This window comes from Gimesia chilikensis (assembly GCF_007744075.1).
Lineage (GTDB): Bacteria > Planctomycetota > Planctomycetia > Planctomycetales > Planctomycetaceae > Gimesia > Gimesia chilikensis_A.
In genome coordinates, this window is sequence record NZ_CP036266.1 from 7,558,063 (window position 1) to 7,583,930 (window position 25,868).

At 51.6% G+C, this 25,868-nt stretch carries 29 protein-coding genes; all 29 read right to left on the reverse strand.

The annotated features are described in order from the left end of the window. Positions 1–62 precede the first annotated feature (62 nt). The 29 genes from HG66A1_RS28605 to rpoB all read right to left on the reverse strand — a co-directional run bounded on the left by HG66A1_RS28605 (position 63) and on the right by rpoB (position 25,500). Positions 63–1,082 carry a DNA-directed RNA polymerase subunit alpha gene (locus tag HG66A1_RS28605; protein ID WP_145044946.1) on the reverse strand — a complete coding sequence of 340 codons (1,020 nt, stop codon included), beginning with the start codon at positions 1,080–1,082 and terminating at the stop codon, positions 63–65. A gap of 124 nt (positions 1,083–1,206) precedes the next feature. After that, positions 1,207–1,587: a 30S ribosomal protein S11 gene (gene rpsK / locus HG66A1_RS28610; RefSeq protein ID WP_145044949.1), complete on the reverse strand. Its 381-nt coding sequence runs from the start codon at positions 1,585–1,587 to the stop codon at positions 1,207–1,209. 148 nt (positions 1,588–1,735) lie between these two features. Continuing rightward, positions 1,736–2,122 (reverse strand): 30S ribosomal protein S13, encoded by a 387-nt coding sequence (gene rpsM, locus HG66A1_RS28615; protein ID WP_145192456.1) that lies wholly within the window; start codon positions 2,120–2,122, stop codon positions 1,736–1,738. Positions 2,123–2,181: 59 nt separating this feature from the next. After that, positions 2,182–2,298, reverse strand: coding sequence for a 50S ribosomal protein L36 (gene rpmJ / locus HG66A1_RS28620; RefSeq protein WP_144980856.1), 117 nt, complete (start codon positions 2,296–2,298; stop codon positions 2,182–2,184). Between the two features lie 252 nt (positions 2,299–2,550). Beyond that, positions 2,551–3,915, reverse strand: a complete 1,365-nt coding sequence (gene secY, locus HG66A1_RS28625) for a preprotein translocase subunit SecY (RefSeq protein ID WP_145192459.1) — start codon at positions 3,913–3,915, stop codon at positions 2,551–2,553. Positions 3,916–4,047: 132 nt separating this feature from the next. Next, positions 4,048–4,500 carry a 50S ribosomal protein L15 gene (gene rplO, locus HG66A1_RS28630; protein WP_145192462.1) on the reverse strand — a complete coding sequence of 151 codons (453 nt, stop codon included), beginning with the start codon at positions 4,498–4,500 and terminating at the stop codon, positions 4,048–4,050. After that, on the reverse strand, positions 4,500–4,979 hold the full coding sequence (gene rpsE / locus HG66A1_RS28635; protein WP_145192465.1) for a 30S ribosomal protein S5: 480 nt from the start codon (positions 4,977–4,979) through the stop codon (positions 4,500–4,502). The genes rplO and rpsE overlap by 1 nt, the downstream gene beginning before the upstream one ends. Before the next feature lie 36 nt (positions 4,980–5,015). Then, a complete protein-coding gene (gene rplR / locus HG66A1_RS28640; RefSeq protein WP_145044959.1) occupies positions 5,016–5,381 on the reverse strand; it encodes a 50S ribosomal protein L18 in 366 nt (121 codons plus the stop codon). A 77-nt stretch (positions 5,382–5,458) separates the two neighbouring features. Then, positions 5,459–6,004, reverse strand: a complete 546-nt coding sequence (gene rplF / locus HG66A1_RS28645; RefSeq protein ID WP_145044961.1) for a 50S ribosomal protein L6 — start codon at positions 6,002–6,004, stop codon at positions 5,459–5,461. 67 nt (positions 6,005–6,071) lie between these two features. Then, positions 6,072–6,467 carry a 30S ribosomal protein S8 gene (rpsH, locus tag HG66A1_RS28650; protein ID WP_145044964.1) on the reverse strand — a complete coding sequence of 132 codons (396 nt, stop codon included), beginning with the start codon at positions 6,465–6,467 and terminating at the stop codon, positions 6,072–6,074. Between the two features lie 80 nt (positions 6,468–6,547). Continuing rightward, entirely contained in the window at positions 6,548–7,093 is a 546-nt protein-coding gene (gene rplE / locus HG66A1_RS28655) for a 50S ribosomal protein L5 (RefSeq protein ID WP_197993706.1), read from the reverse strand. A 63-nt stretch (positions 7,094–7,156) separates the two neighbouring features. Then, positions 7,157–7,510 carry a 50S ribosomal protein L24 gene (gene rplX / locus HG66A1_RS28660; RefSeq protein WP_145044966.1) on the reverse strand — a complete coding sequence of 118 codons (354 nt, stop codon included), beginning with the start codon at positions 7,508–7,510 and terminating at the stop codon, positions 7,157–7,159. Between the two features lies 1 nt (position 7,511). Continuing rightward, entirely contained in the window at positions 7,512–7,880 is a 369-nt protein-coding gene (gene rplN / locus HG66A1_RS28665) for a 50S ribosomal protein L14 (RefSeq protein WP_145192468.1), read from the reverse strand. Positions 7,881–7,975: 95 nt separating this feature from the next. After that, complete coding sequence (gene rpsQ / locus HG66A1_RS28670) at positions 7,976–8,221, reverse strand: 30S ribosomal protein S17 (RefSeq protein ID WP_145044969.1); 246 nt, start codon at positions 8,219–8,221, stop codon at positions 7,976–7,978. Positions 8,222–8,248: 27 nt separating this feature from the next. Continuing rightward, complete coding sequence (rpmC, locus tag HG66A1_RS28675) at positions 8,249–8,458, reverse strand: 50S ribosomal protein L29 (protein WP_002649721.1); 210 nt, start codon at positions 8,456–8,458, stop codon at positions 8,249–8,251. An 89-nt stretch (positions 8,459–8,547) separates the two neighbouring features. Next, a complete protein-coding gene (gene rplP, locus HG66A1_RS28680; protein WP_145192471.1) occupies positions 8,548–8,967 on the reverse strand; it encodes a 50S ribosomal protein L16 in 420 nt (139 codons plus the stop codon). Continuing rightward, positions 8,906–9,607: a 30S ribosomal protein S3 gene (gene rpsC / locus HG66A1_RS28685; RefSeq protein WP_145192474.1), complete on the reverse strand. Its 702-nt coding sequence runs from the start codon at positions 9,605–9,607 to the stop codon at positions 8,906–8,908. Before rpsC ends, rplP begins: the two co-directional genes overlap by 62 nt. Before the next feature lie 68 nt (positions 9,608–9,675). Further along, positions 9,676–10,020: a 50S ribosomal protein L22 gene (gene rplV, locus HG66A1_RS28690; protein ID WP_145192477.1), complete on the reverse strand. Its 345-nt coding sequence runs from the start codon at positions 10,018–10,020 to the stop codon at positions 9,676–9,678. A gap of 81 nt (positions 10,021–10,101) precedes the next feature. Beyond that, entirely contained in the window at positions 10,102–10,368 is a 267-nt protein-coding gene (gene rpsS / locus HG66A1_RS28695) for a 30S ribosomal protein S19 (RefSeq protein WP_145044978.1), read from the reverse strand. 61 nt (positions 10,369–10,429) lie between these two features. Beyond that, positions 10,430–11,287, reverse strand: coding sequence for a 50S ribosomal protein L2 (gene rplB, locus HG66A1_RS28700; RefSeq protein ID WP_145044980.1), 858 nt, complete (start codon positions 11,285–11,287; stop codon positions 10,430–10,432). Between the two features lie 75 nt (positions 11,288–11,362). After that, a complete protein-coding gene (gene rplW / locus HG66A1_RS28705; protein ID WP_145044982.1) occupies positions 11,363–11,671 on the reverse strand; it encodes a 50S ribosomal protein L23 in 309 nt (102 codons plus the stop codon). A 53-nt stretch (positions 11,672–11,724) separates the two neighbouring features. Beyond that, positions 11,725–12,354: a 50S ribosomal protein L4 gene (gene rplD, locus HG66A1_RS28710; protein ID WP_145192480.1), complete on the reverse strand. Its 630-nt coding sequence runs from the start codon at positions 12,352–12,354 to the stop codon at positions 11,725–11,727. 51 nt (positions 12,355–12,405) lie between these two features. Continuing rightward, positions 12,406–13,095, reverse strand: a complete 690-nt coding sequence (gene rplC, locus HG66A1_RS28715; RefSeq protein WP_145192483.1) for a 50S ribosomal protein L3 — start codon at positions 13,093–13,095, stop codon at positions 12,406–12,408. Between the two features lie 166 nt (positions 13,096–13,261). After that, complete coding sequence (gene rpsJ, locus HG66A1_RS28720; protein ID WP_145044987.1) at positions 13,262–13,594, reverse strand: 30S ribosomal protein S10; 333 nt, start codon at positions 13,592–13,594, stop codon at positions 13,262–13,264. 272 nt (positions 13,595–13,866) lie between these two features. Further along, positions 13,867–15,966: an elongation factor G gene (fusA, locus tag HG66A1_RS28725; protein WP_145192486.1), complete on the reverse strand. Its 2,100-nt coding sequence runs from the start codon at positions 15,964–15,966 to the stop codon at positions 13,867–13,869. Between the two features lie 178 nt (positions 15,967–16,144). Then, positions 16,145–16,624 carry a 30S ribosomal protein S7 gene (rpsG, locus tag HG66A1_RS28730; protein WP_145192489.1) on the reverse strand — a complete coding sequence of 160 codons (480 nt, stop codon included), beginning with the start codon at positions 16,622–16,624 and terminating at the stop codon, positions 16,145–16,147. A gap of 96 nt (positions 16,625–16,720) precedes the next feature. Then, complete coding sequence (rpsL, locus tag HG66A1_RS28735) at positions 16,721–17,092, reverse strand: 30S ribosomal protein S12 (protein ID WP_002649821.1); 372 nt, start codon at positions 17,090–17,092, stop codon at positions 16,721–16,723. 231 nt (positions 17,093–17,323) lie between these two features. Then, positions 17,324–21,691 (reverse strand): DNA-directed RNA polymerase subunit beta', encoded by a 4,368-nt coding sequence (rpoC, locus tag HG66A1_RS28740; protein ID WP_145192493.1) that lies wholly within the window; start codon positions 21,689–21,691, stop codon positions 17,324–17,326. Between the two features lie 95 nt (positions 21,692–21,786). Beyond that, positions 21,787–25,500, reverse strand: coding sequence for a DNA-directed RNA polymerase subunit beta (rpoB, locus tag HG66A1_RS28745; RefSeq protein WP_145192495.1), 3,714 nt, complete (start codon positions 25,498–25,500; stop codon positions 21,787–21,789). Positions 25,501–25,868 lie beyond the last annotated feature (368 nt).

Consider the following 25,868-nt stretch of genomic DNA (forward strand, 5'->3'; position numbering starts at 1 on the left):
CTGATTGCTGAGAGTAAAGAACTCGATGTTTGATAACCAATAATCGCGTTGCTCTGTCCGAGTTAACGCGGCTGTTGTGAAGACGAGCTGGGAATCTTCATCCCCAGACGCAGACCAATCTGGTTCAGTCGTTCACGAACTTCAACCAGCGTGGTTTCCCCGAAATTACGTACGTGTAACAGATGATCTTCCGTTTTGCCGACCAGGTCGCGAACGGTGTTGATTCCTTCCGATTCCAGGCAGTTGGTCGCACGGACAGACAGGTTCAGCTCGGCCAGACTCTGGTTGAGTTTCTCTTCCAGTTCCAGGTCGATCGGTGCATAACCGGTCGTGTCCAGCATCCCTTTGAGACCGCCTTCCGGTGGCATTTCTGGACCGGGTTCACGGTAAGTAATAAACGGATTGAGGTGTTTCCGCAGAATCTTGGAAGCTTCTACCAGGGCCATATCGGGTTTCACGGTTCCGTTGGTCCAGATTTCCAGGATCAGCTTGTCGTAGTTGGTCCGCTGACCAACACGGGTATCTTCAATTTTGTAACGGACGCGAACGACCGGTGAGAACGTGGCATCGAGGGGAATCACACCCACTTCGGTTTCATGCTGAGCATGCTCGGAAGCGGGGATATATCCACGGCCGTTATCAATGGTCAGTTCCATGTTAAGTGGAACGTCGTCGGTCATGGTGGCGATTACCAGATCTTTGTTGATGACTTCAACCTGATCGTCGGTAATGACGTCAGCACCGGTAACCACACCACGCTCGTGTTTTTCAATTCGCAGTGTCTTGGTAGTTGAACTGGAGTTCTTGACGATCAGCGACTTGAGGTTCAGGCAGATTTCGGTAATGTCTTCGACAACACCGGGAATCGTGGTGAACTCGTGCTGCACGCCCTGAATTTTGACGCGTGTCACTGCGCTGCCTTCCAGGCTGGAAAGCAGAATGCGCCGCAGACTGTTGCCGATCGTCGCACCGAATCCACGTTCGAATGGTTCGGCTACAAACATACCATAGGTGGATGTCATTGAGTCCCGGTCAGGGATGACACGGCTTGGTAATTCCAGTCCTCGCCAACGGATTCGCATTGAAATAATCTCCCAAGAACACATTTAAACAGAATGCGATTCGGAAACCGGCACTCTCGTTATATTTTAATTTCAGTCTGAACGCTCTCGCGCACAGTCTTCACAGCGTCACCTGCGTAACGGATCAGACGCGACGTTTTTTCGGAGGACGGCAACCATTGTGTGGCAGCGGAGTGATGTCTTCGATCGCCTTGATCGAGATACCAGCTGTCTGCAGACCGGTGATTGCACTTTCCCGTCCGGAACCAGGTCCCTTGACGCGAATTTCCATTTCTTTCACACCAAACTTGGAAGCTTTTTCCGCACAGATTTCTGCAGCCCGCTGAGCAGCAAAAGGAGTGCTCTTACGACTTCCTTTGAATCCGGAAGTACCTGCTGTGGCCCAGCAGAGTACATCACCGTTCAGATCGGTAATCGTAACCGTGGTGTTGTTAAACGTTGCTTTAATGTAAGCAATCGCTTTAGTGATGTGACGTTTCACTTTTTTTCGTTTGACTTTAGCCACTCTGCAACTCCTGATGTTTCTGTCTGTTGGATCTCAGAAACTGAAACTCATTTTGATGGAATGTTTTCTCGTTAAGCCGAACATGATGCCGGCATTGTATCGTCTTTCAACTCGCCTCTGATCAGATGCCCTGAACCAGGGACCGGTCTTAGTGGCGAGCGTCTTTAACACCCTTCTTACCAGCAACGGTTTTCTTACCACCTTTGCGGGTACGGGCGTTGGTCTGTGTATTCTGGCCACGTACGGGCAGTCCGCGACGATGACGAATTCCGCGGTATGACTGAATGTCCCGCAGACGGGCGATGTCCTGCTGTGTGGTTCGACGCAGCTGACCTTCGACGGAATAGTCGGTATCCAGTACGTTCACGATACGACTCAGCTCATCGTCGGTCAGATCTTTGGCCTTCATCTGGGGATTGATTTCCAGCTTGAAGCAGATATCAAGAGCCGTCACCCGACCGATGCCGTACAGGTAAGTCAGGGAAACATAAACAGGTTTTTCGTTCGGAATATCAACACCGAGAATACGAGGCATTTTATTTCACTCCGCTGGTTGTAAAAACTGAAATTAAATCATGCAAACTGAGTGCGAGACTAACCCTGGCGCTGTTTATGACGAGGGTTGGAAGAGCAGATCACGTAAACACGGCCCTTCCGTCTGATGACTTTACAGCTCTCACAAATCCGCTTAACACTGGCTCGGACTTTCATCGTACTACGATTTCTCTATTAGTTTGGTTCACGTTTGGCGAGTCAGCAGAGAGAACCTCTCCGGCTCAAACACTGTAACTCGTGTAAATTCAGATAGTTGCGCCCATAAAATGAGCAAACTCCGGCTTCGTATCAAACCTGTACAATTTCCGAAGCGGAGCGAATCAGGAAATTATAAACGCCTTATGCGTAAATCGACAAGCGAAACACCCCTTTTTTGGTGAATTTCGCTGCGACTCGCCCGTTTATGCCTTACAGATCGCTCTCAAGTAATCCAGAGTAGTTTCGCATAACCAGATGGCTGTCAATCTTGTTGACCAGATCCAGCACTACAGAAACCACAATCAATAATCCGGTTCCACCGTAAAAACTCGCCACCAGGAAGTCGACACCCAGCCAGGTTGAAACCAGCGTTGGAATAATCGCGACCAGTGACAGGAACGCAGCCCCCACATATGTGATACGAACCATGACTGCTTCCAGATAGGCGGCTGTCCGGGCACCAGGACGATATCCCGGGATGAACGAACCGTAATCTTTCAGGTTTTCTGCCATATCCTTGGGATTAAAGGTAATCGCCGTCCAGAAGTAGCAGAAGAAGTAAATCAATATCACATAAGAGATTGTGTATACAAAACCACGACTCATCGGCTGGAAAGCCCCGTCCAGCATGGACAGGAAGGTGGAACTGGTCCACACTGAGCTCATCCAGTGGAAGACAAAGTAAGGGAACATCAGCAGACTGGAAGCGAAGATGATCGGCATCACACCTGCCTGGTTAACACGCAGCGGCAGAGACTGACGCTGACCGCCGGAAACCCGACGTCCCCGAACGTGCTTGGCACTCTGAATCGGAATCCGACGCTGTCCCTGGGTAATCGCAATCACCCAGACCACCACGAAGACAAACACGAGAGCCAGAATCAGCAACCGGTCAATCCCGGTGTCGGTTCCCAGTGCGATCCCTTTATCCAGAGCCGGTTCAATCAGACTCCAGCCTGCCTGCGGCATCCGGGCCAGGATCCCTGCCATAATCAGCAGACTGATCCCGTTTCCGATTCCGTAAGCGTCGATCTGCTCACCAATCCACATCAGGAAGATCGTCCCGGTGGTCATGGTGATGGTCGCCACCATCTGGTAGTAAAGGCCGCCGTACCCGTCGAGGATCAGACTCTTACCCGAGCCCAGACCACCCGCCAGGGTATGGATCCAGAAGTAACTCTGTGCCAGACAGATCACGACCGTTGCATAACGTGTATATTCATTAATCTTCTTGCGCCCGGCTTCACCCTCTTTCTGCAGACGTTCCAGCGGTGGATAGACTGTCCCCATCAGCTGGAAGATAATCGAAGCAGAGATGTAAGGCATAATGCCCAGACCGAAGATAGTACTCTGACCAATATTTGAAGCCGAGAACAGTGAGATCACCTGCATCACCTGACCCAGGCCACCCTGTTGGTTTTGCAGATCCTGTAATGTCTCGGAAAGCTGTGCCTGATCGATGAACGGCAGCGCAATCCAGAACCCCATCCGGTAAACTGCCAGCAGAATGAGTGTCAGCAGAATTTTTCGACGAAGCTCGGGAATCTTGAAGAGTACAGTTAATTTACCGAGCATGGATAGCGGTCCTTTGTGTCATAACTCAGCAGAAGAAAAATGGATAATCTTTGTGCTTCAGATCTTAACGAATAGAGAAGAAAAGGGGAATCGTATTCCTGTCTGCTGAAATCAAGTCCTTGAATCAATTACTTATGACAAAATCCGACTGACTGAACCACCGGCTGCCTGAATCTTGGATTCTGCAGATGCGGAGAACAGGTGAGCAGTCACACTCAGCTTTTTGCTGAGATCGCCGTTACCCAGGATTTTGACCTGATCGAACCGACCTTTAGCCAGTCCTTTCGCAGCCAGAATTTCCGGAGTAATTTCGGCACCGTTGTCGAAGGCCTGCTCGAGAGCAGCTACGTTAACAACAGCAACCTTCTTGGCGAACTGTTTATTATTGAAGCCACGTTTAGCAACACGCATTGCCAGCGGGGTCTGTCCCCCTTCGAAGCTGGTACGACGGGATGCACCCGCACGGCTGCCATAACCTTTGTGACCGCGAGACGATGTTTTACCATGACCCGAACCGGGACCACGACCAACACGCTTGCGTTTTTTATTCTTTTGAATTCCGCGATGTACGTCATCAATAATCATTAGACTTCTACTCCTCTCAAGCGTGCAATATCGTCACGGGTTCGCAGTTTTGAGAGCCCATCAATTGTGGCTTTCACTACATTGATTGGATTGTTGGATCCACGACTCTTTGTGTAAATGTCGGTAATTCCGACGGCTTCTACCACAGAACGCACACCAGTTCCGGCAATAATACCGGTACCAGGACGAGCGGGTAACAGCAGAACGCGGGAAGAACCGAAGCGACCGACGACTTCGTGAGGCACGGTGTGCTCAACGATCGGTACTTTGACCATGTTGCGATTGGCCTGCTTGACGGCTTTATCCACAGCCAGCGGCACTTCGATCGCTTTGCCATAACCCCAGCCTACCCGGCCTTCTTTATCGCCTACGACGACCAGAGCAGTAAAGCTGAACCGACGCCCCCCCTTGACCACGCAGGCACAACGGCGGATCTGGATGACGGTTTCTGGCGTTTGTTTTGTCGCTTCTTTTGACACGGTATCTTCTCCAACCCGTATAGAGTGTTGTCTCGATTAAAAATCCAGTCCTGCCTGACGGGCAGCATCTGCCAGGGCTGCTACCCGACCATGGTAGCGGTAAGGTCCGCGATCGAAGGCGACCTCTTTGATCCCTTTTTCAGCGGCCCGCTCACCCAGCAGTTTGCCAACCTTTTCAGCGGCAGCAATGTTGCCACCCACTTTGATTTCGCCGGCCAGAGACTTGTCTTTGGTACTGGCTGAAACCAGGGTTGCCCCTGCAGTGTCGTCAATGATCTGGGCATAAATATGATTGTTGCTACGATAAACAGACAGACGGTAACGGCCCGTTTTGCGGACTGTGTTACGAATCCGGAACGAACGTCGTGACTTCTGTTTTTTCAGCGTTTTTTCTAGTTTCATTTTACCGTCATCTTCTCTTAAACAGTGGCCATCGGCCTGACCGTCAGAATACCTGGATCACCAGCAGTTGAAAACCGTTAGTTAGCAAAGGCCTTACCGGCTTTCCGCCGTACGTATTCGCCTTCGTAACGAATCCCTTTACCTTTGTAAGGTTCAGGAGGACGTACGCTGCGAATGTTCGCTGCAAACTGACCTACCATATGCTTGTCCGGTCCGCTGACAACAATGTTGGTAGCGTTAGGAAGTTCGCAATTGACTCCCTGAGGCACATCCAACACGATTGTATTGGCAAACCCGACCTGCAGGCTCAGTTTCTGACCATTCAGTGATGCCTGGTAACCCACGCCCTGAATTTCCAGCTTTTTGACGAATGGTGTTTCCACACCCTGAACCATGTTGGCAATCAGTGCCCGGGTCAGACCGTGCAAAGCACGATTCTTACGTTCATCGTCAGGACGAATCACGTTGACCTCGTTGGCTTCCGAATCAAATTCCACACTCATCGCCGGATGGTAGGTAAACTTCAATTCACCCTGCTTACCTTTGACGGTGATGGTTCCGCCATCCACCTTAATTTCGACTCCGGTGGGAACGGCAACTGGTTTTTTACCGATTCGAGACATAACTTCAATTTCCAGTTAAATTAAATCGTGGCAGATACAGATCGGCCAGCCTTGCGGCACGTTTGGATTACCAGATGGTGCACAGCAGCTCGCCGCCCACACCTTCTTTTTTCGCTTCACGATTGCTCAGCACGCCCTTGCTGGTAGACAGGATGCTGACACCCAGCCCCTGCAGGACTTCCGGCATGGACCGCAGGTCCTGGTAGTGGCGACGTCCGGGTTTACTTTCACGGACGATTCGCTGAATGACGCGTTCCCCGTTGGGACCATATTTCAAATTGACACGCAGCACGTTCTGTGGAGTGTCTTCAATGACTTCAAAGTCCCAGATGTAACCTTCCCGCTGCAAGGCGCCAGCGATGGCGGTCTTGATTTTGGAAGCAGGAATATCTACAAACGGCCGTTCAATCTGCAGTGCATTACGAATTCGTGTCAGCATGTCTGCAATGGGGTCTGTCATCATTAGCTGGCTACCCTCACTTTAATCTCCGACGATCTACCAAAAAAAATGTTTTGTATCTTATTGAAATCTTTGAAACGCGATTATTTGCGGAAAGGCATACCGAGCTCGGTCAGCAACAGCCGACCTTCGTCGTTATCCTTGGCAGTAGTCACGATAGTAATATTCATCCCCTGGGCATGATGCACGGAATCGGGATCGATTTCCAGGAACACGACCTGTTCGTTGAGGCCCAGGCTGTAGTTGCCTGCACCGTCGAACGCTTTGGGATTCACACCCCGGAAGTCGCGTACACGCGGCAGAGCCAGGGAGATCAGACGTTCCAGAAATTCGTACATCCGGGTGCCACGCAGGGTCACGCGACAGCCGATTTCCTGACCTTCACGCAGTTTGAAACCAGCCACAGACTTACGGGCCCGGGTGATCTGCGATTTCTGGCCTGCCAGAATTGTCAGGTGGTCAGCTGCTTCAGTCAGACGCTTCCGATCCTGGTTGGCAGCACCAATCCCCATGCTGATCACGACCTTTTCAATCTGAGGCAGTGAGTGCACGTTGGTGCGTCCCAGTTTTTCCTTCAGGACGGGAACAATCTCTTCACGATATTGTTTTAATAATGTTGGTATTGCCATGTTTCTGTTTCAGACCGGCCGAACTTCGGAACAGTCTTCCTTACTGAAAACTACTGATGCTGATTACTGTTTTTGGTATTTTGCATTCGCTGGACTGATCGTTCCCAGTGAGGCATCGCACGATTTGCAGAACCGTTCTTTGCTGCCATCAGCGGTGTAACGATATCCGATGCGGGTCCCTTTACTGCAGGCTTCGCAGTAAAACTTGACGTTGGAAGCATCGATCGGCATCTCAATTTCCAGACGTCCCCCCTGAGGGCTCTTGGGATGTCCGCGTTTCACGTGCTTCAGGGCACGGTTTACATTTTCTACTGTCAGCTTTTTACCGCCAGCGACGACCGACAATACACGCCGGGGAGTATCGCCTGCATCGGCTCCGGTGACCACAATCACTGAATCGCCACGTCGTATCTTCATCTCAGACCACCTCGTTTGCCAGGCTAATAATTTTCAGATAACGGCGTTCGCGGAGTTCACGTGCTACAGCGCCGAAGATACGGGTCCCACGAGGGTTCCCATCACCGTCGATCAGCACGATGGCATTCCGATCGAACTTCACATAGCTGCCATCATCGCGGCGGCAGGGATACTTGGTGCGTACGATTACGCCCCGCAGTACCTGGCCTTTTTTAATGTTACTGCCAGCCAGTGTCTTCTGGATACTTACGACAATCACATCGCCGACTTCAGCAGTCCGACGGCCTGTACCACCCAGTACTTTAATGCACCGAGCGACTTTGGCTCCGGAGTTATCACATACATCCAGATCGGTTTGCATCTGAATCATGGCTTTGCCTGTTCCTTATCAACCAAAAAGATGAGGAATATCCTGATCTTTGTACTATATAACTAAACCGAACCTGTAGCCGGTCAGAAGCGACTTCAGTCCTGTTTCTTCTCTACAACTCGGATTAAATCCCAACGCTTTGTCTTGGAACGGGGACGGCTTTCGATAATTTCTACCGTATCCCCTTCCTGTGCTTCATTCTGTTCATCGTGCACGTGGCAGACAGTCCGACCGCGAACGGTTTTCCCGTACAACGGATGACGGTATCGTCGCTGAATTTCAACCCGCAACGTTTTGTCCATTTTGGCACTGGCCACTAAGCCTGTCAGTTTTTTTCGCATTTCTTCTACTTACCCTAACGAGCCTGATTAAGCATTATTCTGCTGACTTAATTCGCGTTCACGACGGATTGTCTGAATCCGGGCAATTTCCCGTCTGAGCCGCTTAATGTTACTCGGTGCATCGAGCCGCTCCGTTGCCGCCTGGAAGCGCAACTGAAACAGTTCTTTCTGTGTTTCCTGCAGAGCAAATGACAATTGCTCATCATTCATCTCGCGTAATTCACTTGCTTTGGTCATCAGTCAAACCCAATGATTGTTTATCAGTCTCGCTGTAAGATGCAGACAGGACTAAAGTGTTTTAAAAATCAGTTATCTGGTCACCAGCCCTAAACGGACGGACGACGTTCTACCAGCCGGACGTTAACTGGTAACTTGTGTGCCACACGAGCGAAACAGCGTTTTGCTGCCTCGTGCGAGACACCTGCCAGTTCGAACAGAACCGTACCTGGCTTGACGACGGCAACCCAGTGATCCGGTTCACCTTTACCCTTACCCATACGGGTTTCCAGAGGACGGGATGTTACCGACTTCTGCGGGAAGATCCGGATATAGAGCTTACCTTCACCTCGAACATATTGTGTGGCTGCAATTCGGCACGCTTCGATGGTTTGAGCTGTGATATGCCCCGGGTCCAGAGATTGTAAGCCCCATTCACCAAAGGCAACAGTGTTACCACGTGTCGCATTACCTTTTATGCGCCCTCTTTGGCTTTTGCGGTGCTTGACCCGCTTTGGCATTAACGCCATCGCGATTCTCCTCATCTGAATAATCACCAAGGTCAATCCAAACTTTCACTCCGATGACTCCGAAGGTGGTGTGTGCCTCGCGGAATCCGTAGTCAACGTGACGCTGCAGAGTCGACAGGGGGATTGAACCACGGCTGGCTTTTTCACGCCGTGACATCTCCGCTCCACCCAGACGACCGGAAAGCTCGATCTTAATTCCATGAACGCCCGTTTCCATTACCTGGTCCAGGGCACGCTTAATAGTTCTTCGGAAGCTACCACGCTTGGAAAGCTGCTGAGCGATATCTTCCGCTACCAACGCTGCACTCTGCAGTGCATTGTCGACTTCAATAATCTTCAATTCCATCCGACGACCGGTGAGATCTTCCAGCTCGGCTTTCAACCGGTCTACTTCCTGTCCCTTACGACCAATGATGATCCCGGGACGGGCCGTAAATAAGTGCACCACTACCTGATCGCGAGTTCTTTCGATCTCCACTTTCGGGATGCCGGCAAACTTATATTTGGTTTGAATAAACTTACGTACTTTCTGATCTTCAACCAGCAATGCCCCAAAATCTTTCTTGGAGGCATACCAACGACTTCTCCAGTCTTCAACGACTCCGACTCGAAATCCGGTTGGTCGAACTTTTTGCCCCATGATACAGGTTATCCTTTAAGTATTTCTGGTTGAGAATAATAAGTGTCTGGCAACAGTAATCCGATTACCTAAGGCAATTCGGGAGCATCAATCGATACATGAATGTGAGACATCCGGCGACGAATCGTGTAAGCCATACCGCGGGCACGGGGCTGAATCCGTTTAAACATCGGACCGCCATCAACTCGTGCTTCGGTGATCTTCAGGCCTTCCACATTGCGGGCACCTTTGTCTTCAGCATTGGCCATCGCACTCTTGATAACCTTTTCCAGGAAACGGGCACCCCGGTTCGGAATGTATTTCAAAGAATCCAGACCTTCCGAAGCAGTCATTCCCCGAACCATGTCTGCAAAAGGACGCACCTTAGTTGCTGAGATTCGTGCAAATCGATGCATTGCTCGAACTTGCCCCATGACAATTACTCCACTTCACTATTGCTTAATTTCTATCGGTTATCGGCCTGTCAGGCCGTAATCACCACCAACACAAACAGTTTATTTCTTCTTAACGGTATGGCCGCGGAAGTTGCGGGTCAGGGAGAACTCTCCCAGCTTGTGACCCACCATTTCTTCGGTGACATACACGTTTAAGTGAGCGCGCCCGTTATGCACCAGGAAAGTGTGACCTACAAATTCCGGAGCAATAGTTGAAGCCCGAGCCCATGTCTTGATCGGCGTCTTTTTTCCCGATTCGTTCAACTTCTCAATCTTCTTCAGAAGTTTAACGTCAACATAAGGCCCTTTTTTCAGAGAGCGACCCATAAAACTTGTCCTCAATTATCGAAAACAGATAGTTATTTTTTATTCAGTTCAACACACTACGTCAGAGTTTCAGCTGGCCATAACGACGAGACTTACGCCGCCGAATGATAGCCTTTGATGAAGCTTTTTTCTTCTTGCGGGTCTTTCCACCTTTCGCAAGCTTACCAGTCGGGCTACAGGGATGACGCCCCCCGGAGTTACGACCTTCACCACCACCCATCGGGTGTGCAACAGGGTTCATACAGGTACCACGCACGTGAGGACGACGCCCCATCCAGCGTTTACGACCAGCTTTACCCAGTACAACTTTTGTATGTTCAGAGTTGCCAATTTCACCGATCGTTGCCCGGCAGGAACTGGGAACACGACGCACTTCGCCAGAAGGCAGAGTGATCTGAGCCCAGTTATCTTCGCGAGCATTCAGAACAGCACCTGTACCGGCACTCCGGCACAACTGTCCGCCACGACCTGGCTGCATTTCTACATTGTGTACCATCGAACCCAGCGGAATGTTTGCCAGAGGCATACAGTTGCCGACGTTCGGCTCAACCTTTTCGCCACTTACTACGGTATCGCCAGCAGTCAAACCTTCCGGTGCCAGAATGTAACGCTTTTCACCATCAACATAGTGCAGCAGCGCGATCCGGGCCGAACGGTTGGGATCGTATTCAATCCCGTTGACCTTGGCTGGAACACCATCTTTATTCCGACGGAAGTCGATCAGACGATACATCCGCTTGTGTCCGCCGCCACGATGCCGTGCGGTGATCACACCCTGGTTGTTTCGTCCACCTTTTTTCTTGTATCGTACGAGCAGGGATTTCTCAGGAGCCTTCTTACGATCAGTGATCGCTGCGAAATCGCTCACCGATGCACCACGCCGACCTGGTGTCGTTGGCTTGTAGAATCGGATTCCCATAATTTATTTCCTCAATGATCTGCTGGTTTCAAAAACCGGTTCACAATCTGTCTTCGATGCAACTCAACCTGCGGCTTAGAAGAATGAAATACGATCATCCTCGTGCAGTTCGACAATTGCCTTCTTCCAGGATTTTGTATAACCAACTTTATATCGATGGCGACGCGGCTTTCCGCCCCGGTTCTGGGTTCGCACGGAAACCACACGCACATTCCATAAATCAGATACCGCTTTTTTGATATCCGTTTTTGTCGCCGACTTATCAACGACAAACGTGTATGTATTGTAAGACTCAGACTGATGAGTCCCTTTTTCTGTCACCAACGGCCGGATGACGACCTGATACGGTTCCAGCTGAACGCCTTTTTTTGAACCATCTGACATAACTGTTAACCTCAATATCCAGACTGGACTTTTAAACCAGGCACTTCGTCAAATTAACCTTCATTCCGACCGAGCAGCACATCCAGGGCCGACTTAGTCAACACCATCTGCCGCTTATGCAGAACATCGTATGCATTCAGATCACTGGCAGGAGAAACCTGAACCCCGGCAATATTGCGGGCAGACTTCCAGACCACAGGATCGTGACCATCAACCGTCAACAGACAACTGGTGCCGGTCAGACCGAGTGCCTTCAGCACGCCGGCGACTTCTTTTGTTTTTGGCACTTCGAGAGCCAACTCATCCAGTAGAGTCACCTGCTCATCTTCAAACTTACTTAGAATCGCCATCCGGGTTGCGAGCTTAACAGCCTTCTTGGGAAGACGGTAGCTCCAGTCTTTCGGAGACTTGGCAAATGTGTGACCACCGCCCCGACGAACAGGAGTCCGGATCGCACCAGCACGGGCCCGACCAGTACCTTTCTGACGAAACAGTTTTCTGGTACTACCAGCCACCATACCGCGGCTTTTGGACTTTGCAGAACCAATCCGCTTATTCGCCTGGTACATCACAACCACATCGTGGAGCAACTGGCGGTTGATACCACTGGCCAGTTCGGTGGACTCGAACTCATACTTGCCCACTTCTTTGCCAGCTTTATCTTGAATTGCAACTGAAATCATTTCGACACCATTTATTAAGGCAGAATCAGGTAACTACTTCAAACACCCGAATCAATATTTGTTAGTATGACGAATGACGAGATCACCACCGTTAGGACCGGGGACTGCACCTCTCACCAGAAGCACACCGTTCTCTTCGTCAACGCGGACAACTTTCAAGTGTCTGACAGTAATCTGCTTACCACCATACCGACCACCCATCCGTGTACCCTTAAGAACACGAGAAGGATCTGCACTCATACCAATCGAACCACCATGACGGTGCACACGCTTTACACCGTGTGTCGCACGCTGCCCGGAGAAGTTATGACGCTTCATAACCCCGGCAAAACCACGACCTTTGCTGGTTCCAATCACGTCAATGTGAGACACTTCATTGAACAGCGAAACGGTAAGCTCGTTACCCACTTCACAGCCATGATCTTCACCATCAACGCGAAACTCTTTAATAAACCGCTTGGGCTCACAACCTGCCTTGTCGGCAACGGCCACACCCGCTTCTGTACGTTTTTTCTGACGCTTACTGTCCAGGGCGGCAACATGACCACGCTCACTGCGAGCAGAGAGACGACGAGGCTTATCTTCGAAACCGACCTGAACCGCTTCGTAGCCATCGGTGTCTAACGTGCGCACCTGCAATACATGGCAGGGGCCAGCCTGAATCACCGTAACAGGAACCAGGACTCCATCGTCGTAAACTTGGGTCATTCCGACCTTTTTACCCAGCAGACCGACAGGCATACTCATCACCCTTAAACAACGGGAACAGAGCTTCTACGAAATCCGCCCGCAGGCGAAAGCAAGAAGCATAGCACCACCAGCGATCGAATCGCCGGATCCCTAACCAATCAAGCAGACCCGGCGCAATACCAGACCCGCGAGCATCATAACGAAAACTTTAAAAGAACTAGTTTCCGCCAGCGGACGCCTTAATTTTAATATCAACTCCAGCAGGCAGAGACAATTTATTCAAAGCATCAATCGTCTTACCGGTTGGAGACAAAATATCAACCAAACGCTTATGAGTCCGAATTTCAAACTGCTCACGAGATTTCTTGTCGATGTGAGGTCCTTTCAGAACCGTATATCGCTCAACCCGCGTCGGCAGAGGAATGGGGCCATGCACAATCGCACCGGTTCGCTTCGCCGTATCAACAATATCTGCTGCCGACTGATCCAACACGGAGTGATCATAAGCTTCCATGCGAATTCTAATTCGCTCTTGACTCGCAACGGCCACCAATAAATTCCTTCATTAAAATATGACTCAGACCCTGTTTAGACAATTTTCTCGCACAGGGAAGCGAGCAATATTACTGAGAGCCTCACCGGTTGTCAACAACCCCAACAAAGCAGAAAATGCTTTTTTTGAAATTCCGACACTCCAGCTCAATCAGCGACCCAGCAACTGTTCATTTGAAACCTGCCAGGCAACTTTCAAAATCGTAGACGTGACAAGTTACACATTCACACCTTGGATACCAAGGCTGCCACGTCTCAAAATTTTAAAAATTATCCAATCATCTCTTTTAAAACGCTTTGCGGAGCCGCAGCATACTTCAAAGGCTCCATCGAAAACGATGCCCGCCCCTGCGAGAGACTGCGAATCTGGGTAGAATAGCCAAACAATTGCGACAAAGGCGCCTCGACCTCCATTACACACAAATCTCCGCGCCATTCGCTGTTGAGCACATTCGCATTCCGCGAACTGAGATCCGCCTGGATGTTTCCACGAAATTCATCAGGCGTCACCACTTCCATTTTCATGATTGGCTCAAGCAACTGAATCTTCGCATCCATAATGCAACCATGCAGTGCTTCGGACGTTGCCGCCTCGACCGCCACATCGCTGGTCTCACCTTCGCGCGACTGTGCATCCAACACCACAAACTGCACATTCATCAAAGGAAACCCAACCTGGCCTCCCCCGTCGACACCCAACCGCAGCGTTTCCATCAACTCTTTTTCTAACTCCGGATTCAACTCATTCGGCTTTAGCTGACTCTTGATGGAAATCGGCTTATCCCCCTTGAAGGGCTCCAGCCGCAGCTTGACCTTGAAATACATATTCCCGTTGGCCGAAGGACGATTGAACTCGACCTCTTTCTCGACCGCGGCGGAAACAGTTTCTCGATAACTCACGCGCGGCTTATGCACCCGCACACTCAAGTTGAACTCTTTCTGCATCCGGTTCCGCAAAACTTCCAGGTGCAATTCGCCCATCCCGGAAACAATAGTCTGCCCCGTCTCCTCATTGGCCACAGCCTTGAACGTGGGATCCTGACGAGACAACTTCTGCAGTGTATCCTCAAGCTTCTTCCGGTCCGCACTCGATTCCGGCTCGACCGCCATTGAGATCACAGTCTCAGGAAACGAAATGGTTTCCAGCAAAATGGGATGCTGAATTTCACACAACGTATCACCAGTCACAGCCTCTTTCGGTCCGATCACTCCGATGATATCGCCGGCATCAATACTGTCCGTCTCAACCTTCTCACGCGCCCCGGCCTGCACACGCCACAATTGACTGACCAGCTCTTTCTTACCGGTCCGCGGATTCAACAGACGACTGCCACTCTTCAACTGCCCCGAGTAAACCCGCATGAAACACAAATCGCCGTGCTTGTCCGCCTGAATCTTAAAGACCAGCCCACACATCGGCTCATCCACACTTGGACCGCGCGTTTCGTGACCACCCGCCTCGCCGCCCCGCTTTTTGGGCTGCGGATTAATCCCCTCAACCGGCGGCCGATCCAGCGGACTGGGCAGGAAGCTCGTCACACCATCCAACACAGGCTGGACACCGATATAATTCAGAGAGGAACCACAGAAAGTCGGCTGCAGATCACCCTTGAGAGTCGCCTCACGGAGCAACCTGACAATGACATCCTCTGCAATGTCTTCAGTCTCGTAATACTGCTCCAGAACCGCTTCATCCAGCTCAGCTACCGACTCCAGCAATTTGGCGCGCCATTCCTGTGCCTTTTCCAGATAGGCGTCCGGAATCTCCTGCACCTCGAACTGATCCCCCATCGACTCTTGGTCATAGAACAGGGCCCGCATCTTAATCAGATCAATCACACCACTGAAGGAATCGCCGGTCGATGTTGTGCCTTCACCAATGGGAATCTGCAACGCCACGGGATTGCCCCGCAAGCGTTTTTTAATCTCTTCAAACGTCCGCTCGAAGCTGGCGCCGATACGGTCCATCTTGTTAATGAAACAGATGCGGGGCACATTGTATTTATCCGCCTGCCGCCAGACCGTTTCACTCTGCGCCTCAACCCCCTCCATCGCACTGAAGACCACGACCGCACCATCGAGCACGCGCAGACTGCGCTCGACTTCAGCCGTGAAGTCGACGTGCCCGGGAGTGTCGATAATATTGATCGTGTGCCCGTTCCACTTGCAGGTAATCGCCGCAGAGTAGATCGTGATTCCCCGCTTCGCTTCCTCTTCGTCGAAGTCGGTTGTAGTCGTACCTTCATCCACCCCGCCCGGGCGGTGCAGGAACTTGGCGTAGTAGAGAATCCGCTCGGTGGTCGTCGTCTTACCGGCGTCAATATGAGCGATAATCCCAATGTTTCTGATCTGATCTATTGAAGTTGACATCCTGGTCCTGCCATTCCAACTGAAATTGAATCACAAAAACAAAACCCAACTGCCGCGAATCCTCCATTGGACTTCAACCGGCCAGCTGGCTTCAGACTTTTCAATCTACAAAAAAAAAGACGCAGCAGGCAATGGTGTAAAACCATCGCCAGTGCGTCTAATTGATCGTTACTTTGCCTTAGCGCGAGAAGGCGAAGTGAGCAAATGCCTTGTTCGCTTCAGCCATACGATGAATATTCTCACGGGTAGTGATGGCAGTACCTTCTTTTTTGTGTGCAGACAGAATTTCGTCAGCCAGACGAACTTCCATCGGACGACCTTTCTTGCCGCGAATCGCAGCCAGAATCCAGCGAATCGCCAGAGTCTGCTGACGCTTCGGATTCACAGGGGTCGGCACCTGGTAAGTAGCACCACCAACACGCTTCGAACGAACTTCAACACTGGGCTTAACATTTTCGACAGCCTGTGTGAAAACTTCGATCGGCTCAACATCGGGAATACGCTCTTTGATGCGATCCAGAGCTGAGTAGAACACGTTTTGAGCAATGCTCTTTTTGCCATCATGCATCAGACAGTTAACAAACTTGGAAGCCAGCAGTGAATTGAACCGCGGATCTGGCTTCAGCTGAGTCGCACTGGCTGTAAACTTCTTGCTCATTCCATCTTTTCCTCTGACATTTGCCTCAGCACCTCACGGGGTACTGATGAATGTAATCAAACTGTGTGAATTTTATATGCTTGATAAACCAGGCGACTATTTGGGGCGCTTGGTTCCGTAACGGCTACGTGCCTGACGACGATCATTGACGCCCAGGGTATCCAGAACGCCACGAATCACTTTGTAACGCACACCAGGAAGGTCGCGAACACGACCACCACGCACCAGCACGATCGAGTGCTCCTGCAGGTTATGACCTTCACCGGGGATGTAAGCCGTCAGTTCCTTGCCGTTCGAAAGACGAACACGGGCCACTTTACGCAGAGCGGAGTTCGGCTTCTTCGGGGTCACAGTCTTGACCTGCAGACAAACCCCACGCTTCTGAGGGCAACCTTCCAGCAGCGGAGTCTTACTCTTAGAGATCTGCTTCTTTCTTGGCTTACGAATCAATTGATTAATTGTTGGCATCGAGATAACCCATCTTCGTTCAATGCTTGAACTTCAATAATAACTTCTATTTACAGGCAGTCATTGTAACAAATGACCACTATTATATGCAATTAATTCCCTGTTGCCAGAGTTAGGAACGGGACAATGTATCCAGCCTGCAGGCATCCGTCAAGTCTCACGAATCACCCAATTCGGGATCTGAGACAAAGTGAATTCTGCTCGCAGACCAGATACGCTTCCTTTATGCCTTTACTCGTCAAAAGGGTTCGGACTGGGGCTCGGCGGGGTACTGTCCAGGGAAGAATCAGAGCCCCCCTGTCCATACTCTTCCGAATCCTGTCCACCGCCCAGCGGAACCGGCTTGTCGGGCTGAACTTCGTTCAACAGACTCATCCGTGCTGCCAGAATCCGCTCTTTCTCGGCCTTCAGCTCTTCCAGAGCCTCGGGACGAATCCGAACTTCGGCAGTCTGGTGCTGATAGAACCCGGTACCGGCAGGAACCAGGTGACCCAGAATCACGTTTTCCTTCAGACCAACCAGGTAGTCGACCCGACCGGCCAGAGCCGCTTCGGTGAGCACCTTGGTGGTTTCCTGGAAGCTGGCTGCAGAGATGAAACTTTCACTCTGAACCGAAGCCTTGGTAATCCCCAACAACTGCGAGCTGGCCGAAGCCGGACGCGGTTTGGAGAAGCTGGCAGGTCCCTGACCGGCCAGTTCTACCTGGGCATTCACTTCTTCGATCGTCGCCAGAGGTACCAGGTCGCCTGGCTGGAAGTCAGTATCGCCGGAATCGACGACCTTCACGCAGGCACTGGTTTCTTCGTTGATCTTCTGGAAGGCCAGTTTATCCAGCACGATGCCCGGCAGCAGATTGGTATCACCCACATCTTCTACCAGCACCTTGCTCAACATCCGGGAAATAATGATTTCCAGATGCTTATCGTCAATCGTCACACGCTGTGCACGATACACGTTCTGAATTTCATGCAGCAGGTACTGCTGAACGGCCTCGGTACCACTCACACGCAGAATGTCGTGCGGAACCAGCGGACCACGCACCAGTGCGTCTCCCGCCTTCACCAGGTCGCCGGCGTGTACCAGCAGGTGCTTACCGTGAGGAATGACATGCTCAACTTCAGTGCCGTCTTCCCCGCGGACAATCACGATTCGCTTACCACGTTTCTTCTCAGGTACGAACTCGACTTCACCGTCGATTTCCGCGAGAACCGAAGGATCCTTCGGACGACGGGCTTCGAACAGTTCGGTCACACGCGGCAGACCACCGGTGATGTCCTGCGTACCGGAAGATTCACGGGGGTTCTTCGCGACCACCGTACCAGCGGTGATCTGCTGACCTTCTTCCACTTCGATACTTGCTTTTTCAGGCAGGTAGTAGAAGTCCAGAATCTTGCCGGTGCCGTCTTCGATGATGATCTGCGGATGCAGTTCCCCTTTGTGTTCGATGATCGAACGGCGAATGTGACCACTGGGGTCCTTGTCGGTGCGGATGGTCTTGCCTTCCACACACTCTTCGAAGCGGACGCGACCGCCCACTTCCGCCAGGATCGAAATCGAGTGCGGGTCCCACTGACAGATAACCTGGCCTTCAGCAACTTCATCCCCTTCAGCAACACGCAGGGTTGCACCGTTGGGAATGGTGTAACGTTCGAGCTCACGGCCTTTCACATCGTTGACCACAACTTCACCGTTTCGGGTCAGTACAACGCTCATACCTTCGTTATTGACCACGGTCCGGATACGGGCAAATGTAACTTTACCGGCACGACGGGTCCGAATTTCGCTTTCTTCCACTTCACGGGAGGCTGTACCACCAATGTGGAACGTACGCATCGTCAGCTGAGTACCAGGCTCACCCACACTCTGGGCAGCGATGATACCCACGGCCAGACCTTCTTCGACCAGCGAACCGGTGGAAAGGTCCATCCCGTAACACAGACGACAGATCCCCAGCGAAGATTCGCAAGTCATCGGGCTGCGTACCTGGATCTTTTCCAGACCCATGTTTTCAATCCGACGGGCGATGTCCACGGTGATCATCTCGTTTTCACGCACGATCACTTCGTCGGTAATCGGATCGACGATGTTCGTCCGGCTGACGCGACCACGGATCGCATCGGTCAGACTCATTTCGACCTTTTCACCACGGTAAACTACACCACGGGTCATACCCTGGGTCGTACCACAGTCGTGCTCGGTGACAACCACGTTCTGACAGATGTCTGCCAGCTTACGTGTCAGGTAACCTGAGTCCGCCGTTTTCAGAGCGGTGTCAGCCAGACCTTTACGGGCACCGTGGGTCGAACTGAAGTATTCCAGTACGGTCAGACCTTCACGGAAGTTCGCCTTAATCGGCGTTTCGATGATCTCACCACTCGGCTTGGCCATCAGACCACGCATACCACCGAGCTGACGCATCTGTTCGATACCACCACGAGCACCAGAATTCGACATCAGATAGATCGGGTTCACATACTTCCCGTTTTCACGATAGTCGTTTTCCAGCTCGTGCATCATCGATTCGGTAATCTGCTCACGAGCGTGAGTCCAGGTATCAAGAACCTGGTTGTAACGCTCTTCAGCGGTAATCAGACCACGATCGTACAGCTTGTTTTTCTGCAGCACGGTCTTTTCCGAATCCCCGATTACCTTCGCCTTATTCGGTGCGGTTTTCAGGTCGCTGGTTGCGAATGACAGACCACTGAGCGTTGATTCCCGGAAACCGGTTTCCTTCATCTTGTCGAGCAGGTTGATCGTTTCGCGACGACCCAGCTCCAGATAACAGTCGGAAATCACGTTCGAGAGGTCACGCCCCTTCATCGTCAGGTTGTAGTAAGCCATCTTCTTGGGCAGAATGTCGTTGAAGATCACACGACCGGTGGTCGTTTCAATCAGACCGCCCATCTTGAAGTCGTCGGCCCCTTCCCCTTTGATCCGTTTGTAGGAAGGCATCCGGACCTTGATGATGGCATGGCGATCCAGCTTCTTCTGCTGGAAGGCGGCGTGCACTTCACCCACATTGGAGAAGACCATTCCTTCTCCGACCCGCTCTGTTTTCTTGAGCGTCAGGTAGTAGCAACCCATCACGATATCCTGTGAAGGACGAATGATCGGTGCCCCGTCGGAAGGACTGAAGATGTTGTTGGTTGACAGCATCAGGGTTGTGGCTTCCACCTGAGCTTCGATGGACAGAGGCAGGTGAACCGCCATCTGGTCGCCGTCAAAGTCAGCGTTGAATCCACCACACACCAGCGGATGGACGCGGATCGCGTTCCCTTCCACCAGAATCGGCTCGAAGGCCTGAATCCCCATACGGTGCAGCGTGGGAGCACGGTTCAACAGCACCGGATGGTTCTGAATGACTTCATCCAGGATGTCCCACACGTCCTCGTCTTTACGCTCCAGCATCCGCTTGGCGGACTTGATCGTATCGGCATGTCCGCTGTCTTTCAGACGACGGATAATGAACGGCTGGAACAGTTCGAGTGCGATCTTCTTGGGCAGACCACACTGATGCAGTTTCAGTTCCGGCCCTACCACGATCACACTACGGGCAGAGTAGTCAACACGTTTCCCCAGCAGGTTTTCACGGAAACGTCCCTGCTTACCTTTGATCATGTCGGTCAAAGATTTCAGCGGGCGATTGGAAGAACCAAGCACGGGCCGCTTACAGCGGTTGTTGTCGAACAGAGCGTCGACCGACTGCTGCAGCATACGCTTTTCGTTACGCACAATCACTTCCGGTGCGTTGAGATCGACCAGCTTTTTCAACCGGTTGTTCCGGTTGATAATGCGGCGATACAGGTCGTTCAGGTCGCTGGTGGCGAAGTTACCGGAATCCAGCAGGACCAGCGGACGCAGATCCGGAGGAATCACGGGAATCACTTCCAGCACCATCCACTCGGGACGGTTGTCACTGTCACGCAGCGATTCCACAATCTTCAGACGTTTGATGTAGTCCTTGCGTTTCTGCTGGCTGTTGGTTTCAAACAGATCCTTGCGGAGCTGTTCGGAGAGCTCAACCAGGTTCAGGCTCATCAGCAGTTTCTTGATCGCTTCGGCACCCATTTCGATTTCGAAGGAACCGGGGCCGTACTTGGCCTGATTCTGCCGGGCTTCCTCTTCGGTCATCGTCTGACACATTTCGAGCGGTGTGTCGCCCGGATCAGTTACCACGTAATCCTGGAAGTAAATCACTTTTTCCAGGGCGGTGGTCTTCATATTCAGCAGAGCACCCAGGCGGCTGGGCATGGACTTGAAGAACCAGATATGCACGATCGGTGCTGCCAGTTCAATGTGTCCCATACGCTTTCTACGTACACGACTGTGGGTCACTTTAACACCACAACGGTCGCAGATCATGCCCTTGTACTTCATTCCCCGGTATTTACCGCAGGCACACTCCCAGTCTTTTTCCGGCCCGAAAATCCGTTCGCAGAACAGACCATCCCGTTCGGGACGGTAGGTTCGATAGTTAATCGTTTCCGGCTTCTTGACTTCTCCGAAGGACCAACTTCGAATATCGTGTGGACTGGCCAGGCCGATTTTCACGGAACCATAATCGTTAATTCGCTCGTAAGCTGTTTGTGCAACACTCACTGTGCACGCTCCTTATTTTCTGAACTATGTATGATCAGAGTTTGATCATGAAAAGAAACTTCACCCGGGCAACACGTCTCATCACTGAGCACGCATCAGGTAGGGTTCTTTTCCAGTTGTAGATTCAAACCAAGTCCACGAATTTCGTTGTTAAGCACGTCGAAGCTGGCGGGCGTACCGGCTTCGAGTGTGTTTTCTCCATTGACCATCGATTCATAAATCTTGGTCCGGCCTTCCACATCGTCACTCTTAACAGTGAGCAGTTCCTGCAGAATATAAGCTGCACCGTAAGCTTCCAGAGCCCAGACTTCCATTTCCCCGAATCGCTGACCACCGAAGCGGGCTTTACCACCCAGAGGCTGCTGCGTAATCAGAGAGTAAGGACCGGTAGAACGGGCATGCACTTTGTCATCCACCAGGTGGTGCAGTTTCAGCATGTAAATCTGACCGACGGTGGTTTTCTGCTCGTATGCTTCACCGGTACGACCATCGTACAACTGGGCCTTCCCGTCAGCAGGCAGACCAGCGGTATCCAGGTATTCCTGAATCGAAGTTTCCAGGGCACCATCGAATACCGGACAGACAGCACGGAAGCCGTGCTTCTCGGCAGCCCAACCCAGGTGGGTCTCCAGAATCTGTCCCACGTTCATACGACTCGGAACCCCCAGCGGGTTCAGCATGATGTCGATCGGAGTTCCGTCTTCGGTGAAAGGCATATCTTCAATCGGCAGAACTTTGGAGATCACCCCTTTGTTACCGTGACGACCAGCCATCTTGTCACCCACGGAAATCTGACGCTTGGATGCCACGTAGACTTTGACCATCTGCAGCACGCCGTTTGGCAGTTCTTCGCCACGCTTCATGCTGTTAACCTTCTGGTCGCAGGTATCGATCACATCTTCGACATTGGACCACAGATTTTCGATCACAGCACGACAGTCGGCTTTCTTCTGCGGGCTGCGAATATCCAGGTTATCCAGATGTGACAGGAAGTCGTGAGCATACTGAGAGACAAACTTGTCTTCTGTAATTTCACGAATCTTACGACCATCATCGTCTACCAGAGGCTGTCCCAGAGCAGATTCGAATTCCTTGAGAAACTCGCGGAATTCAGCGGCCACCTGTTCGTGTCCTTCTTCTTCGACCTTCTTCAGATCTTCGTCGTACTGCTTCCGTTCAAAGTCAGTCAGACTCATCCGACGGGCAAATTTCTCGGTGTGGATCACAATCCCTTCGACACCACTGGAGGCTTCGAGTGATTCGTTCTTCACGTCTTCACCCGCACGACCGAAGATCGCGTGCAGCAGTTTTTCTTCCGGTGTCAGTTCAGCTTTGGCTTTCGGAGAGACTTTACCAACCAGGATATCACCCTGGCGGACGCGGGTACCAACTTTGATAATCCCGTCTTCTCCGATGTGACGCAGTGCCTTTTCGCTGACGTTGGGAATGTCGCGCGTGAACTCTTCACGCCCCAGCTTGGTTTCACGAATTTCCACATCAAATTCATCGATGTGAATCGAGGTGTAGACATCTTCTTTCACCAGACGCTCAGAAAGAATGATCGCGTCCTCGAAGTTGTATCCATCCCATGACATGAACCCGACCAGCACGTTCCGCCCCAGAGAGAGCAGCCCGTCTGCAGTCGCAGCACTGTCACAGAGAATCTGACCTTTCTTGACCTGGTCACCCACACTCACACAGGGAGTCTGGTTCAGACAGGTCCGCTCGTTGAGGCCTTCGTATTTTCGCAGACGATATTTCTTTCCGTCTACTTCCACACGGTTTCCGTCCACATAGGTCACCTTGCCGGCTTTCTCAGCCCGGACGACCATCCCGGAGTTCTGTGCGACAGCTGCTTCCATGCCGGTTCCCACCAGGGGAGGCTCGGCAATCAACAGCGGCACAGCCTGCCGTTGCATGTTAGAACCCATGAGTGCCCGGTTCGCGTCGTCGTGCTCGAGGAACGGAATCAAACCGGCGGAAATCCCTACCATCTGTGCGGGGTCAACGTCAATGTAATCCACGGCACCGGCGGCAATCCAGACCACGTCATCCCGGAAACGGGCCATCACGCGATCTTCAGTGAAGCGACCTTTCTCCACGGGAGTATCGGCGGGAGCCACGTGCACTTCTGCTTCTTCATCGGCTCGCATCCAGTGCACTTCGTCGGTCAGCTTACCGTCTTTCACATATCGATAAGGCGTCACAAGGAAGCCGTAATCATCGACCTTTGAGAAGATACTCAAACTGGAGATCAGACCAATGTTGGTACCTTCAGGAGTCTCAATCGGACAGATACGACCGTAGTGAGAAATGTGAACGTCACGCACTTCGAAGCCGGCACGCTTCCGGTTCAAACCACCAGGCCCCAATGCACTCAAACGACGTTCGTGAGTCAGCATGGACAGCGGGTTCGTCTGGTCAACCACCTGCGAGAGTTCACTTCGACCGAAGAAGAAATCGATCGCAGCGGAAACACTCTTGGGATTGATCAGGGTTCGTGGAGACATTTCTTCCACGTCCTTCTGAGTCATACGCTCCTGCACGGTTCGACGCAGCTTCAGGAACCCTTTCCGGATTTCATCCGAAGCCAGCTCATCGATGGTTCGCAGACGACGGTTACCCAGGTTGTCGATGTCATCGACATACGCTGAAGAATCACCGACCCGCAGACGGACGAGGTAGCGGATCGAGTTAATGAAGTCTTCCGGACGCAGAGTCATTTCGGTGTCGGGGACATCCTGCTTGAATTTCCGGTTGATACGGAAACGACCGACACGGCCCAGACGGTAACGGTTGACGTCAAAGAATTTTTCTTTGAACAGGTCAATCGCACGCTCCAGCTGAGGAGGGTTACCTGGACGCAGACGAGAATAGATTCGCAGCAGGGCCTCTTCGTGAGTGACAGTCGGATCTTCGGCAATGCTCTGCAGAACCAGCAGGTCATTGACTTCATCGACGACTTCAACCGTTTTCAGAGATGATTCCGTAATCTCTTCGGCCAGCTCTTCAGTAATGGTACCACAGCAGTCCAGAATGATCTCACCACACCGATCATGACCGGCAGGATAAATCACATCCTCAGCAACGATCTTACCGACCAGCTTTTCGGCTGCGTCTTTGTTGATCTTTTCTGATTTGGTTTCATAGAACAGCTTCACCAAGTCGGTGTCAGAAGAGTAATCTTTCGACATCGCCCGCAGCAGAGTCATCGCAGAGAACTTACCACTCTGGTCGATCCGCACACCCAGTGTATCTTTCTTACCGACCACCAGCTCGATCCAGCTTCCACGCTCTGGAATCACGCGGCAGGAATATTCTTTCTTCTCACCAGGCTCTGAGCTGAGTACGAAGTCAACACCGGGAGAACGGTGCAGCTGGCTGACGATCGCACGCTCGGCACCATTGATGATGAATTCACCACCACCGATCATGACAGGCAGATCACCCAGGTAAACTTCTTCTTCGATCGGCTGCTCTTTCACCAGACGCAACCAGACGCGGAAAGGACGTCCGTAGGTCAGACGCAGCTGACGACACTCGGTCGGAGTGTAACGAGGTTTTCCCAGTTCATACTTCACGTATTCCAACTGGTACTGTCCCTGATAACTCTCAATCGGGAAGACTTCACGAAGGATTTCTTCCAGGCCCTGGCTCTTGCGCTCACGGGGAGACTTATCGGCCTGAAGGAAGTTTGCATAGGAATCCGTCTGAATCTGTGTCAGATCAGACAATTCAAAACTATGCTCAATGGTACCAAAATTCTTAACAGTTTGAGTAGGAATCGTTCGCTGTGCTGGAATCGGCATTAAGATGATCTTTTCTACTTACCTGGTGCCAGATGTGGAATTACTCCGCGCAGACCGCTCACGCGGCTGAAAAGGAGCACTTGCCATGGATAGCGAGGAACCGCAGCGCGTACCTCGAGAGAATACAGCCCCGACTGCTGCATGAAAAGCGAATCGCTCGACGAAATTAAAGCCTGGTAAATCGCTCAATACTACTTTGCTATTCAAAAGAGAGTACAATGAGTCGATTGCTTAGACCATATGGGACTGACACGATGACTGATCGAAGCAGATAACTAAAGGAAACAAATCTATCAGCAACAAGGACATGCAACCAAGTGAAGTAGTCCTGAATAACAATAAACAAAAAAGCCAGCCTGCGCAACAAC